The organism is Paenibacillus melissococcoides, from assembly GCA_944800085.1.
In the GTDB taxonomy this organism is placed as follows: Bacteria; Bacillota; Bacilli; order Paenibacillales; family Paenibacillaceae; genus Paenibacillus_B; species Paenibacillus_B melissococcoides.
Window position 1 is genome coordinate 205047 of record CALYLO010000003.1, and the last position, 12716, is coordinate 217762.

Genomic DNA, 12716 nt, shown 5'->3' on the forward strand with positions numbered 1-12716 from the left:
ATCACTTACATCCATATGCAACATCGACGATAATTTTTCATGATTTTCTTGACAGCATCTAGTGGGGGGACATTGATATGACGAACATGACAAAGGTAAAGATCATCGGGGCGGCAATTCTTTTGTTCGTCATTTCCGGGGTTGGATATTTTGTGTGGTCCAGCGCTTCCGGTTCAAGCACGAAAGATTCGCTTGTGACCAAGACCTTTCTAAAATTCGATACGGTGATTCAGTTGAAGCTGTACGGTGATGAAGCGGCGGAGAAGCATCTTGGCGACATCGAAAAGCTTCTGGATCGAATCGATCAGCAAATCAATATGAGCAATCCGGAGAGTGAAATCTCCCGGGTGAATTCAGCCGCAGGAAAAGAAGCGATTAAAGTCTCGCAAGAGACCTTCGATCTGGTGAAAAAGTCCGTAGAGTACGCCCAAGCTACGGAGGGGACTTTCGATCCGAGTATCGGATCGCTGGTGAAGCTGTGGAGGATCGGAGCTGGCGGGCAGCATCCCCCTGCTGACCATCTCATTGAGCAGGCCAAGTCGCTAGTTAACTATAGGGACATTGAATTGGATGAGAAAAATAAGACGATCAAGCTGGCACAGGCAGGCATGTCTATTGATCTTGGAGCGATCGGCAAAGGGTACGCGGGAGATCTGGTGTCTGCCTACCTGCGTCAGGAGAAGGTAAGCAGCGCGATTATCGATCTGGGCGGCAGCACGATTATGGCGATTGGCAGCAAGCCTGGGGGAGATGTATGGCGCATCGGGCTCCAAGACCCGGACCGGGAGCGAGGGGAGCAAATTGCCATCGTTCAGCTTCGAGATGAGACGATCGGCACATCCGGCGTCTATGAGCGCTACTTTATAGACAACGGGATCCGATATCATCATATCCTGGATCCGAACACGGGAGCGCCGACACAGAACGGGATCAAAAGCGTGACCATTATCGGCGGGACCGCCACAGCAGGCGATGCGCTCTCTACGGCAGCGATTGTGAAAGGGTTGCAGGAGGGGCTGGCATTTTTGGAGCAGACGCCTGATGTGGAAGGCATGTTCATTATGGAGGATAACAAGGTGCACGTGACTTCGGGATTGCAGGGGAAGATTAAGCTTACGAGCCCGGAGTATACCCTTGCTGATGCGGATTGATTCCGTCTGTTGCCTGGAACCGAAGGCGCCGCAGGAGCCGGATGGAGCTTGAAGACGAGCTCGATCCGGCTCGTTGGCATGCAAAAAAACCGGTCCATTTGACCGGTTGATGCGCCCAGCGGGCCGGCTTGCCGCCATCTACAATCGATTAAGCACGAACTGCTCGATTAGGGCGGCGATTCCGGCGACGGCCAACAACAGCAGCAGAGGGAACGAAGCTGGCACGTACCAGTACAGGGCGGTCAGGAAAGCGGCGCACCATATGCCGGTGCACCAATGACAGCTCAGCAGCGTTCCCATCCAGTGGCGGAAGCCTGTGCCCCGGATATCGACTTTCCGGATGACGGTTCCATCGTCTTGGGGCACGTATGTGACGGCCATAAAGGGCGCCCGCAGCGGCCAGGTGATCTCGTCGTAGACGATGAGGTGGGTCAGGCGGAACGATGCCAGCGCCAGAATGACCAGGTGAATCCAGGTCAATTCCTCCATGCCAGGTCCTCCTTCATAAATGCGTGATACCAGCCTGTCCAATCCTTCTCTCTTCCAATTGCATATCATAGAGCGAGGTAAGAGAAATGGAGGTGACCGCTGATGTGTTTCTGCAATTCGGTGAATCGGCTCAATTCCAAGCCAGGCAGAACGATAGAGGTCGTGAATAACACGAGAGTATCGTCTCCGCCGCAGCAAATTGTCGTTACGGCGCGCAAGATCGAAGGCGTGGCGAGCCCGCAAGCTCATTGGCACAAATAAGATTCTGTCCCTATGGAGAGATGTCCGTATACCATATGCTATGTAACGGTTCCTTAATTGGTTCCCGGCGGGAGCGCAAGTGAGGCCAGAAGCGGAAGCCCAAAAAGACCAGACCTGTCCATCTGGTTTTTTTGGGCTGTCTGTCGAAGAGATGAATGCGGCATGAACATCGCGCCAAAAGAAAATTGACAAAATCGCATCCTCAGGAATGATTTCCGGTGGTTGAACATTATATAATTAAAGCGGTTAAACTATATCGTGAGACTACGGTCACTTGTAAAAAGGAGGATGTTCAATGATGACGATGACAAGCAGCGGATGCGGGCGCAAGCCGAAAAGGGGAAGAAGTGCCGGATTGGCCATCCTGCTTCTCGTGAGCGTGTTCGCCGCGATGGGTGTCGCTCACGCCGAATCGCGCAGCGTGCCGGCCGGGAAGGCCGCCGATGAGGTGATCGCCTGCGGAACCGCTTCCTGCCTGCAGAGCGCCTTGAAGAAGGTTGCTCCCGGCCAGCGGATCGTGCTGGCTCCGGGCACCTATACGGGGAGCTTCTCCTCTGATGTGAACGGGACCTCAAGCCAGCCGATCCGGATGGAGAGCGAGGATCCCGAGAACCCGGCGGTTCTGTCCGGTTATGCCGTCGGCTCCGGCTACAGTCTGCGCATTCGCGGGGATTATTGGATCATCAGCAATCTCAAATTCACCAATGCGCAGAAAGGAATCATCTTGGATCATTCGAATCATACGCTTATCACCGATGTGGAGGTTTACGACACGGGAATGGAAGCCGTTCATTTCCGTGACGGATCGTCCTACAGCACCATTCAGAACTCCCGCATTCACGACACGGGCAAGACCGGGCCCGGCTACGGCGAGGGCGTCTATGTCGGCTCGGCGGAAGGGGCCAGCTACAACCAGAACACGCATTACAATACGATCCGCAATGTCGTCTTCGGACCTAACGTCGCCGCGGAGCATATTGACATCAAGGAGAGAACGATCGGCACGGTGGTAGAGAACTGCACCTTTTACGGCCAAGGCATCAGCGGGGCGAACTATGCCGACAGCTTCATCGACGTGAAAGGCAACAACGCCGTCATCCGCAGCAATATCGGCTACCAGAACGGCAACGGCAACATCGCCGACGCTTTTCAGGTTCACCAGGTGGTATCGGGCTGGGGCCTGAACAACGAATTTGCCCATAATACGCTCTATCTGACCGATCCTTCCGTCTATGTCATCGGGGCCTACGGCAACGCGGCGGCGACCGCCATTCAGAACACAAGAACCCCTGCAGGCAATATGTACAAGGGCAACGTGACGGTTCAATAGTAGGCGGGGCAAGCAAAGCAAGGAATCGCCGGCTGGCTGGAAGTGTATATGGAACGAGGGAGAGAATGAAGGGACCTTGCGGGGAATGTCATTAAGTTTAGCTCAAAGACAAGAGCCGAAAACATAGGAATCTGAAACGGCATGGGAAAAGACCCTGTGCCGTTTCTTTTTTTGTATGCAAGCAAGGAAAAAAGTGTACAGCAAACAAAGCGGAGGGAAGATCCGCTTAAAAAAATGTTCATATGAAACGAATTATGCTACTCTATAGACGAAGCTAACCACTGATTTCCAGCGGGCTTTGCGCGTATTCTGCTGCCCTGGGCGAACGGGTCGAATCGGCAAAATGTTTTTGCGGATCAGTGCTTCAACATCGGGCGAGGGTTCATCGTCCCTTGAGCGCAGGAAGTGTCTACACACGTGAACGGCAACCGTGAAGTTGACTTGATAATGGGTGCCGTTTATCCATTTGGGAAATGACGACGTGCGAGGTCATCATTTCAGCGAAAATGTACAGGATCATTCCTGCGAAAATCTCCTGGGTGATGGACTCTCGTTTCTTTGCATGAAAATTCGTCAGACCGACGGTGTACTTTAATGCCCGGAATGAGGTTTCAATGCCCCATCGCATGTTATACATAGACATGATTTCACCCGGTGGGAAATCCGTGGCGGTAAGATTCCTAATGTCGGTCTCAAAAGCGCCACTCGGCAGGACGAAACGAACCACCCGAAAGGAAATCGGGTAAAACAAGTTCTCGTGCAAATCCAAAACATCAAAGGTTGACGTGGAAGGGACGAACTTGTACATCTCTGGGTGAGCCTTGACCGCTTTGGTTTGTTTTTTGGTGAGTGTCAGATGAACGTCCCGATCAAACTCTCCGTCAACGGGCAAATGCAATCCCGAAAGAATACCATTCGAATTCAAATCCTTTACCCGGATGACATAGCTCCACCCTTTGAATTCCAGATGCGCGAATTGTTGTAACTTTCATAACCTGGATCGGCAAGCACAATGGTTTTTCCCTTGATCGGGGAACGGTCGACCATGGTCGCCAGCGCCCTTCGGTCTTCGCCACACATATCCATCTCCCCTGTTAAGTCTTGATTTTCTTTTGAAACAAAAAAAAGAGCGGGCAATCTTTTCGATAACCTGCTCTTGTGCTTGATTATGGTTTCCGCGCCTTATCTTAATGACATTGATCATTCGGGCGGCACTTTTCCGTTCAAGCCGAGGAGAGCATTTATTCCCGGCCGTTCATCATCTGGTGATCGATGGTGTCTCGTTCCGAATACTGCTCGAGGATTTGGCCAAAGCATATGAGCAGGCTGTCCGCGGTACTGAAATAAAGCTTCCGAACAAGAGCGATTCCTATCAAGCCTGGACTAACGAGCTGCATCGATATGCCGCTTCGCCTGAACTGCTCAACGAAATTCCATTTTGGATCGAGATGGCACGCAAGGCGCGGCAAGTCCCATTGCCAAGCAAGCGGCAGGTGAAGAGGAAGTATTTCAAGGATAAGAGAGTGATTCGATTGCGTGTGGATCAGGAGCATACCCGACTGCTGCTTCAGGAGGCGCATCAGGCGTTCCACACGGAAATGAACGATATCCTCTTGGCGGCGCTCGGTCTAACCTTTCGTTCGTTGACGGGGGAAATTCAGTTTCAGGTTCATGTGGAGGCACACGGACGGGAAGACATCATCAAGGGACTGAATATATCGCGGACTATCGGATGGTTCACCTCTCAATATGTCCGGTATGAGGGGGATCCGCGGGATGCGATCGCCCGGCTGGAGCAGGCGATGCCGCTATATGATCAATTGCGGCATCCGCATCTGATTGCGCTGCGGGAGCATTTCGGGGCGGGAGACGGCTATGCGGCCGTATTCGATTGGATGGAGGGGGAGAGTCTCCATCCGCATGAATCGTTCCCGCCGCCCGCCAAATATACTCACCCGGAATCTTCTTTCTACCGGTTCCGGCAGCTCCCGATCGAGCGGAAGCTGGCAGCGATGGAGTAGATTCTGGCGTTCCATGCCCACGTAGAGGCTTGCGGGTATGTCGCCATCGATTTTTTATGACGGCAGCTTGCTCTACGATTTTCAGCGCCATGCGATGACGATCTGCGATATCGATATGTACGCTCGGAAGCCGTACACGAATACGATAGGCAGGATGTGGGGCTCCTCATTCACGATTGGACGCCAGCGTGCTGATCATGAATGGCATGAAGGGTGTGGACGAGGAATTCGCTGGCGCTCGGATGCGCCCCAATCAACAATTGGCAGTCGCCGATGCCCAGCTTGAACCGGATCATCATAGCGACGGTGGAGATGATGTCCTTGGCCTGCAGGCCGACCGCCGTTCCCCCGACGATGCGGCCCTCATCATTCCACAGCAGCTTGAGGAAGCCTTCCGTCTCTCCCTGCAGGAACGCCTTGCCGTTCCGTTCCGTATTATAGTTCACTACCCGGTTATGAATGCCAGTGGCGTCCGCATCTGTCATGCCGACCGTGGCGACTTCGGGCGCATCATTGAAGGCGAACGGAATCGTCCGGACATCGGCCGGTTCCGGCGAACGTCCGGCGGCATGAAGCGCAGCCGTTCTCGCCATGGCGATCGAATAGACGCCCGCAATCGTCCGCTGCGCATCCCCGGCAATATAGATGGACGGGATTGCGGTCAACCCGGTGGCTTCGATATTCAACTGATCCACATTCGGCTGGAATCCCAAGGTGACGAAGGCGGCTTCCGCTTCCTGCTCCTTTCCGACCTCCCGAATGGCTGTCACCTGGCCGTCCTCCTTGTGAATGGCCTTGACCCGTTCCCCAGGGCGAATGTTCACCTGCCGCCGTTGGAATATGCCAGTGAGCCAAGCGTCGATATCCGGATCGAAAAAGCAACGCGGCCCGTTGGCCTTGACCAGCCAGTCGACTTGAGCGCCGAAGCGGGAGAACAGATTGACCGCTTCATAGCCGATCGGCCCGTCACCGATGACGACGATAGATGCGGGAAGCCGCTCCATGTCCGTAAGGGTCGGATAGGAGTAGATTTGCTTCCCGTCGGGCTTCATCGCTTCGGGGAAGAACGGCTGGGCACCATTGGCGATAAAGATGAGATCGGCATGGGTGTCCACTGGCTCCCCCTGCTCCCTTGCAACCGTCAAGACTTGCGCGGACTGGAAGCGGGCTCGCCCGTATTGAACGGCCACGCCAGCCGCGCGCAGCTGCTCCGCCGCGGAAACCCTGCTCCGCCGCGGAAACCCTGCTGCGCCTTATCACGTCCTGCGCCGCTTCATTGATGCGACGGGGAGACAAGGACTCGATCCCGTCATAAGGCGACAGGCTGGCGATGGCCTGAAGCCATGTGGCGGTTCCGGTCATTTTCCAGTCTCCCGGATGACTGCCGGTAATCAGCGTCACTTCGCAGCCATACCGGGCAGTGGTTAATGCCGCTTCCATTCCCGCAGGCCCGCCGCCGATGACCGCAACCTTCTTCTTTTGCACTCCCATACATCCCCCCTCCCTCGAAAATAGAACAATTGTGAACTATTTCACACTATAGCATTGATCCATATATTACCTCTTATTCAAGTAGAAGACAATCGTTTTCGGCTTCCTTCCCAATTTGCTCCGTGTGGCGGCAATATGTCGATTATGAACGTCAAATGCGGACAGGATCACATCGGAATCCGCGTCGCATAAGGGCGGAACGGCCCGGGAGACGAAAATGGTCAAGCGCTGCGAATTTGACCAATTGAACTTTGTAAGCGTTTGTAATATATATGAGAGGCAGATAGGGCAATCCAAAAAGCAGAGATGATATGCGGGAGGTCAAGACAAATGAGTGAACAGGCTGGACAGCCGCAAGATACCTTAAGTGAAGAACACGAAGAGCAAGTCGTGCAGCAGGGCGTGCATAATTTCAGCGCGGAAGAGGAGTGGGTGAAGCCGGCCGATCCGCTGCTGCTGGAGCGTCTGGAGTGGTTCAAGGACCAGAAGCTCGGCTTCATGATGCACTGGGGGCCTTATTCCCAATTGGGGATCGTGGAATCATGGGCGCTCAGCGACGCCGATGCGGACTGGTCGCGCGACGGCATCGACTGGGATGTGGACAGCGAAGAGCTAAAGCGCCAATATTTCGATTTGAACAAAACCTTCAACCCGATTCGGTTCCAGCCTGAACTGTGGGCGGAGCTGGCTGCGGATAACGGATTCAAATATCTTCTCTTCACGACGAAGCATCATGACGGCTTCTGCATGTGGGACACCCATACGACGGACTACCGGATTACGGGACCGGACACCCCGTTCCACCGCCATCCGAAGGCGGATATTTGCAAGCATCTGTTCGAAGCGTTCCGGGAAAAGGGGATGGCCGTTGCGGCTTATTTCTCCAAGGCCGACTGGCATTCCCCGTATTATTGGGCGCCGGGAATGGAGCGCGGGACGTCGACAGCGCGGGGGCCTTCCTACGATCCGAGGGAATATCCGTGGCTGTGGGAGCAATTCGTGAAGTTCACCCACGAGCAGATCATGGAGCTGCTGACCCGCTATGGCCGCATCGATGTGCTGTGGCTGGATGCAGGCTGGGTCTACGAAGGGGCGCGAGGGCAGGATATCCGCCTCGGCGAGGTGGTCGAACGCGCCCGTCAGCACCAGCCGTGGCTGTTGTCCGCCGATCGCACGATCGGGGGGCCTTATGAAAATATTATTACGCCGGAGCAGACGATTCCGTCCGGACCGATGACGGTGCCGTGGGAGAGCTGCATTACGCTCGGCACGTCGTTCTCGTTCCGCTATGAGGACAAGTACAAGACAGGGCGGCAGCTGGTGCACATCCTGCTGGAGGTCGTGGCCAAAGGAGGCAATCTGGCGCTGAACGTCGGACCGCAGCCGGACGGCCGGCTTCCGGAGGGAGCGATCCGCTCGATGAAGGAGCTTGGCGCCTGGATGAAGGTGAACGGGGAAGCCGTATACGGCACGCGCATTTGCGCGCCGTATTTCACGGGCCGGACCGCATTCACCCGCAAAGGGGACACCGCGTACGGATTCTATTTGTACCCGCACGAGAATGCGCAGGTCGAGCCGGAAGTATTCCTGCCGTATACTGAGCCGGTCTCGGCTGTCGAATTGATCGGCACGGACGGTGCGTTGGAATTCACCCGCACGGCGGAAGGCATTGCCATCCGGCTGCCGGAAGCGGCGGCGGCTGGACCGGCGCCGATCGCGCATGCGTTCCGATTGCTTGCCTAAGACATCGTTCAACCTTATATTGCACTCGCGGAAGCCGGTCAGCCTGACCGGCTTCTTTGCCATTCGTTCGTCTCAGGCTCCCTTCTTTGCGCCTTGAACCGATCCTCCGCCCTCTACCCCGATGGGGCCGCCTTCCGTCAGGCCGAAGTTCGCGGATAGCACCTTCGGGCCATCCTATTTTGGACGGGACGTGCATAGGTTCTAGTAATGGGACAATGGCTTGCGCCCGCCCCGGCACAGCAGCTTGCGGCTCTCGCGGCTAAGGAGCGGGAGCGGCTGGCGGCAGGCGCAAGCCGGAAATGTAATGCATATAGGGAATGGGGTGAACTCGTTGGCGAATCGTTCCTCCGGGACATGGAATCGGCATACGCTGTATATTACGGGCATGAACTGCGCCGCCTGTGCGGTTCGAATCGAAAAGGCATTGCGGCGAATGGAGGGGACCGGCGGAGTGTCCGTCAATTTCGCGGTCGGACGGGCTTCGGTGGAGCTGGATCCGGCCCGGCTGGAGCTGCGGCAGATCGAGGACAAAGTCGTTCAGCTCGGATTCGGCATACGGAAGGATACGGATTCCGGCTCCTGTCTGGGGACGGACGTGAAAGGGCTGTGGATCCGCTTTATCGCTTCGGCCGTGCTCACGCTGCCCCTGCTCTGGACGATGTTCTCCCACTACCCGCTTACCTCATCGGTATGGGTTCCGGAGGTGTTCTTCCAGCCCTGGTTCCAGTTGGCCCTGGCTACGCCGGTGCAGTTCATCATCGGCATGCCGTTCTACTTCGGCGCTTTCCACGCGCTGCGGAACCGGGGAGCGAACATGGATGTGCTGGTGGCGCTCGGCACCTCGGCGTCCTATTTCTACAGCCATTACTTGGCCATGAAGGCACTCCAGTCCCCCGCTGCCGCAGGCCAGCATGTTCCGCTCTATTTCGAGACCGGCTCGATGATCATTACGGTCGTGCTGCTTGGCAAGCTGCTCGAAGGGATGGCCCGCCAACGGACGATGCACGCAATGCGCGGCCTTCAAGAGATGCAGGCGGACTATGTCCATGTCATTCGGATGCAGCGGGAGACACGGATTCCGATTGAGGAGATGCAGGTCGGCGATCAGGTCGTCATTCGCCCCGGGGAGCGGATCCCGGTGGACGGCGTCATCATGCGCGGACATTCGGCGGTCGACGAGTCGATGATCACCGGGGAGGGAATGCCGGCAGACAAGAGCGCCGGGGGCCAGGTGATGAGCGGGACGATGAACTTGAACGGGACCCTCACTGTGGAGGCGCAGCGGATCGGTTCCGATTCCACGCTGGCGCAGCTAATCCGCTTGATGGAGGACGCCCAATATTCGAAGCCGCCGATTCAGCGCCTTGCGGACACGATCGCGAGCTACTTCGTCCCGGCCGTCGTCGCCATTGCTTGCCTCACGTTCGCCGTCTGGTATGCGCTGCTCCAGCCCGGCGACTTCGGCCAAGCGCTCGGATGCGCGGTCTCGGTGCTGGTCATCGCCTGTCCGTGCGCCATCGGGCTGGCGACCCCGATCTCGATTCTGGTCGGCTCCGGGAGGGCGGCCCAGCGGGGAATTCTGTTCAAGGAGGGCCGATTCATGGAACAGCTCCATCAGACGGACGCCGTGCTGCTGGACAAGACGGGCACATTGACCGAGGGGAGGCCGGAGCTGACCGATGTCATTCCGCTGGGCGGACATTCGGCACGGAGTCTGCTCCGCTGGGCGGCCGCTGCCGAGCAGCCCTCGGAGCATCCGATATCGCGCGCGATCACGGCGGCGGCCGAACGGCAGCGGCTGATCGTCCCCGAGGCGAAGCGCTTCGCCACTATTCCCGGGTGCGGGATTCGGGCGGAGGTGGAAGGGAAGCGCCTCTTTCTCGGCGCGTACGCGAGGCTGAAGCCGCAGGGGATTCGGGCCGAGGGCGCGGATGCGGGCGTCATCGCGGAGCTGGAGCGGGAAGGGAAGACGGTCATCGGGATAGCGGTCGATAACCGGCTCGCCGGCTTGCTCGTCATCCGCGATTCGCTGCGCCCGACCTCGGCCGAGGCAGTGCGGCAGATGAAGCGGCTTGGCCTGGAGGTGATGATGGTGACCGGCGATCAGCGCATGACGGCCGAGGCGATTGCGAGAGAGGCCGGGATCGAGCATATCGCCGCCGGAGTGCTGCCGGAGGAGAAGGTCGAATCGGTGAGGCGGCTGCAGCGGGAAGGGCGGAAGGTGGCGATGGTGGGAGACGGCATCAATGACGCGCCCGCGCTGGCCGCCGCCGATATCGGCATCGCGATGGGGCAAGGGAGCGACATTGCCGGCGAAGCCGCGGACCTCCATCTGCTGCGCGGCGACCTGCGCGGCATCCCGGAGGCGATGCACATTAGCCGCCGGACGATGGCCAATATTCGCCAAAATCTGTCCTTCGCTCTCATCTACAACGTCATCGCCATTCCCTTCGCGGTCATGGGCTGGCTCGAGCCGTGGATGGCCGGAACGGCGATGGCGCTCAGCTCGGTCTCCGTCGTCGGTAACGCTCTGCGTCTGCAGCGATCGGGCCGCAGCGGGGCGGTCTCGTGAGCGGAGAGAGCCTCTGGCTGGTCGCCGTCACCGGCCTGCTGAGCGCTCCGCACTGCATCGGCATGTGCGGCGGCATCGTGACGAACTTCGCCTGGAATGCGAAGGGTTCGGCCTTGGCGGCGGTGCTGGCTTATAATGCGGGGCGGGTGTTGACCTATACGGCCATGGGAGCGGCGATGGGGGCCGCCGGCAGCTTCCTCGAATTGACGGGGAGCTGGGCGGGGCTGCAGGGGTTGGCCAGCCTGCTGGGCGGCATACTCATCCTGCTCTGGGCCTTCCGCCGCGTGGCGCTTCCCTTGGAGCGGCTAAGCCCGGCCCGGATTCCGCTCGTCCGCGGCTGGATGGAGCGGCTGCGGGGAAGCGGAGAGCTCCGGGCCGTGCTGGGGAGCGGGCTGCTGTTCGGCTTCATCCCGTGCGGCTTGACCTACGCGATGCAGATCAACGCCGCGGCGAGCGGCAGCGCCCTCGGCGGCGGAACGATTATGGCCGTCTTTGGCCTCGCGACCTTCCCGTCCCTGCTGGCGGTCGGCTTGTTCGCGGCCGCGATAAAGCGCTCCATTCGCGCCCGGCTCGTGAAGGCCGGGCAGCTCGTGGCCGCCGTTATCGGCGTGCTCTGCATTCTGCGCGGGCTGTCGGCGAACGGCTGGATTCCTTCTCTCCATCCATGGCTGTGGTAAGCGCGCAGGCTGGGCGTTCCGCAGCCGAACGGCCGATGGCCGAGCCGCCGCGGCCAGAGCGCAGCCTAGCGCACCGCCTCGAACCGGTGCACGGCCGTGAACGTTCCGCCATCCAGCTCGAATGCCGCTTCCGCCTGCCAGGTTCCCGGCATAAGCGGAACCGCTTCGCCCGTATAGATGCCCGGCTCCATCTGCTCCAGCTTCACCTGGTACGTGCCGCAGAGCATATCGGGCATGACGAGCGCCGCCTCGATGCGGGCATCGCGGACAGGAGAGCCATCCGCCGTCTGCAGCGTAATCCGCAGCTCATTGCGCTGCAGGACGGAAGCGGGATTCCCTCCCAGCTCGATCTGCGCCTGGACAGTCCCCAGCTCCGCGCGGGTGACCGGCTCGAACACGGCGGCGTTTTTCCAGGCGTAGCCGACGGCGGTCAGCAGCAGCGACGCGAGCAGCGCCGAAGCATAGAGGGCATATCTCTTCTTGACGGACATCGGTCCACCTCCTTGCTGATATGCGGCTACTTATGTGTACCCGGCAGCAGCCCCATATATGCCGATGACGCCTCCGGCGCAACACCGGGACAGCGCAAACAGGGCAGGCGCCCGAAAGCGCGCTGCCCTGTCGTTATCGCAGTCTATATATTGCAGGTAAGCATATCGCCGTCAAGCTTTATGGCTGACGACCATCTCATATTTGTTCAACGAAGCGCCCAGCATATACTCCTTGACTTCGCCGCCGCCGCGGTGGGATTCGCGGAAAGCGTCGCTGGATGTCCAGCCGCGGAACGCCTCTTCATTCTCCCATACGGTGCACACCTTCAGTTCTTCTTCGCCTTCCTTGCCTTCGCCGAGCCATACTTCCAGACGGATGAACCCGGGCATCTCCTGCACGCCCTTCGCTTCCGCGAACCGTGCGGCGACCTGCTTGCCATGACCTGCCTTAATGCGAATCGTATTGGTAACGACCAACATGCGTCTCGCC

The 12716-nt window shown here is 58.2% G+C and carries 12 protein-coding genes and 1 pseudogene; 7 read left to right on the forward strand and 6 right to left on the reverse strand.

What is annotated here, in order from left to right; translation table 11 throughout:
- The first annotated feature begins 77 nt into the window (after positions 1–77).
- Complete coding sequence (locus OCY70_RS12590; RefSeq protein WP_213427019.1) at positions 78–1151, forward strand: FAD:protein FMN transferase; 1074 nt, start codon at positions 78–80, stop codon at positions 1149–1151.
- Positions 1152–1289: 138 nt separating this feature from the next.
- Here OCY70_RS12590 and OCY70_RS12595 read toward each other — a convergent pair whose 3' ends face one another.
- Positions 1290–1640 (reverse strand): DUF1360 domain-containing protein, encoded by a 351-nt coding sequence (locus OCY70_RS12595; RefSeq protein ID WP_213427018.1) that lies wholly within the window; start codon positions 1638–1640, stop codon positions 1290–1292.
- A 102-nt stretch (positions 1641–1742) separates the two neighbouring features.
- Between OCY70_RS12595 and OCY70_RS12600 the strand changes: the two genes are divergently transcribed.
- Together OCY70_RS12600 and OCY70_RS12605 are read left to right on the forward strand one after the other, a co-directional pair.
- Entirely contained in the window at positions 1743–1901 is a 159-nt protein-coding gene (locus OCY70_RS12600) for a hypothetical protein (protein WP_213427017.1), read from the forward strand.
- Positions 1902–2196: 295 nt separating this feature from the next.
- Positions 2197–3231, forward strand: coding sequence for a right-handed parallel beta-helix repeat-containing protein (locus OCY70_RS12605; protein ID WP_213427016.1), 1035 nt, complete (start codon positions 2197–2199; stop codon positions 3229–3231).
- Positions 3232–3640: 409 nt separating this feature from the next.
- On the opposite strand, the gene OCY70_RS12610 is transcribed toward OCY70_RS12605, so the two are convergent.
- On the reverse strand, positions 3641–4198 hold the full coding sequence (locus OCY70_RS12610) for a transposase (RefSeq protein WP_213427027.1): 558 nt from the start codon (positions 4196–4198) through the stop codon (positions 3641–3643).
- A 223-nt stretch (positions 4199–4421) separates the two neighbouring features.
- Between OCY70_RS12610 and OCY70_RS12615 the strand changes: the two genes are divergently transcribed.
- Positions 4422–5252, forward strand: coding sequence for a condensation domain-containing protein (locus tag OCY70_RS12615; RefSeq protein WP_213427015.1), 831 nt, complete (start codon positions 4422–4424; stop codon positions 5250–5252).
- A gap of 170 nt (positions 5253–5422) precedes the next feature.
- On the opposite strand, the gene OCY70_RS12620 is transcribed toward OCY70_RS12615, so the two are convergent.
- Complete coding sequence (locus OCY70_RS12620; RefSeq protein ID WP_213427014.1) at positions 5423–6442, reverse strand: FAD-dependent oxidoreductase; 1020 nt, start codon at positions 6440–6442, stop codon at positions 5423–5425.
- Positions 6443–6596: 154 nt separating this feature from the next.
- A pseudogene (locus OCY70_RS12625) lies at positions 6597–6743 on the reverse strand (FAD-dependent oxidoreductase); the annotation flags it as partial.
- A gap of 330 nt (positions 6744–7073) precedes the next feature.
- Here OCY70_RS12625 and OCY70_RS12630 point away from each other — a divergent pair.
- The 3 genes from OCY70_RS12630 to OCY70_RS12640 all read left to right on the forward strand — a co-directional run bounded on the left by OCY70_RS12630 (position 7074) and on the right by OCY70_RS12640 (position 11735).
- Positions 7074–8486, forward strand: coding sequence for an alpha-L-fucosidase (locus tag OCY70_RS12630; protein WP_213427013.1), 1413 nt, complete (start codon positions 7074–7076; stop codon positions 8484–8486).
- Between the two features lie 322 nt (positions 8487–8808).
- Complete coding sequence (locus tag OCY70_RS12635; RefSeq protein ID WP_373871427.1) at positions 8809–11058, forward strand: heavy metal translocating P-type ATPase; 2250 nt, start codon at positions 8809–8811, stop codon at positions 11056–11058.
- Entirely contained in the window at positions 11055–11735 is a 681-nt protein-coding gene (locus OCY70_RS12640) for a sulfite exporter TauE/SafE family protein (protein WP_213427011.1), read from the forward strand. The genes OCY70_RS12635 and OCY70_RS12640 overlap by 4 nt, the downstream gene beginning before the upstream one ends.
- 65 nt (positions 11736–11800) lie before the next feature.
- Here the strand turns inward: OCY70_RS12640 and OCY70_RS12645 are convergent, their stop codons facing one another.
- Both OCY70_RS12645 and OCY70_RS12650 read right to left on the reverse strand, forming a co-directional pair.
- A complete protein-coding gene (locus OCY70_RS12645) occupies positions 11801–12226 on the reverse strand; it encodes a FixH family protein (RefSeq protein WP_213427010.1) in 426 nt (141 codons plus the stop codon).
- 171 nt (positions 12227–12397) lie between these two features.
- The gene (locus tag OCY70_RS12650) at positions 12398–12706 is read right to left on the reverse strand and encodes an antibiotic biosynthesis monooxygenase (RefSeq protein WP_213427009.1); all 309 of its coding nucleotides are present in this window, start codon (positions 12704–12706) and stop codon (positions 12398–12400) included.
- Between the last annotated feature and the right edge of the window lie 10 nt (positions 12707–12716).

Bases quoted from the DNA above. Each gene is read 5' to 3' on its own strand.
- OCY70_RS12590 (WP_213427019.1), top strand. From the start codon at position 78: ATGACGAACATGACAAAGGTAAAGATCATCGGGGCGGCAATTCTTTTG.
- OCY70_RS12595 (WP_213427018.1), bottom strand. From the start codon at position 1,640: ATGGAGGAATTGACCTGGATTCACCTGGTCATTCTGGCGCTGGCATCG.
- OCY70_RS12600 (WP_213427017.1), top strand. From the start codon at position 1,743: ATGTGTTTCTGCAATTCGGTGAATCGGCTCAATTCCAAGCCAGGCAGA.
- OCY70_RS12605 (WP_213427016.1), top strand. From the start codon at position 2,197: ATGATGACGATGACAAGCAGCGGATGCGGGCGCAAGCCGAAAAGGGGA.
- OCY70_RS12615 (WP_213427015.1), top strand. From the start codon at position 4,422: ATGACATTGATCATTCGGGCGGCACTTTTCCGTTCAAGCCGAGGAGAG.
- OCY70_RS12630 (WP_213427013.1), top strand. From the start codon at position 7,074: ATGAGTGAACAGGCTGGACAGCCGCAAGATACCTTAAGTGAAGAACAC.
- OCY70_RS12645 (WP_213427010.1), bottom strand. From the start codon at position 12,226: ATGTCCGTCAAGAAGAGATATGCCCTCTATGCTTCGGCGCTGCTCGCG.
- OCY70_RS12650 (WP_213427009.1), bottom strand. From the start codon at position 12,706: ATGTTGGTCGTTACCAATACGATTCGCATTAAGGCAGGTCATGGCAAG.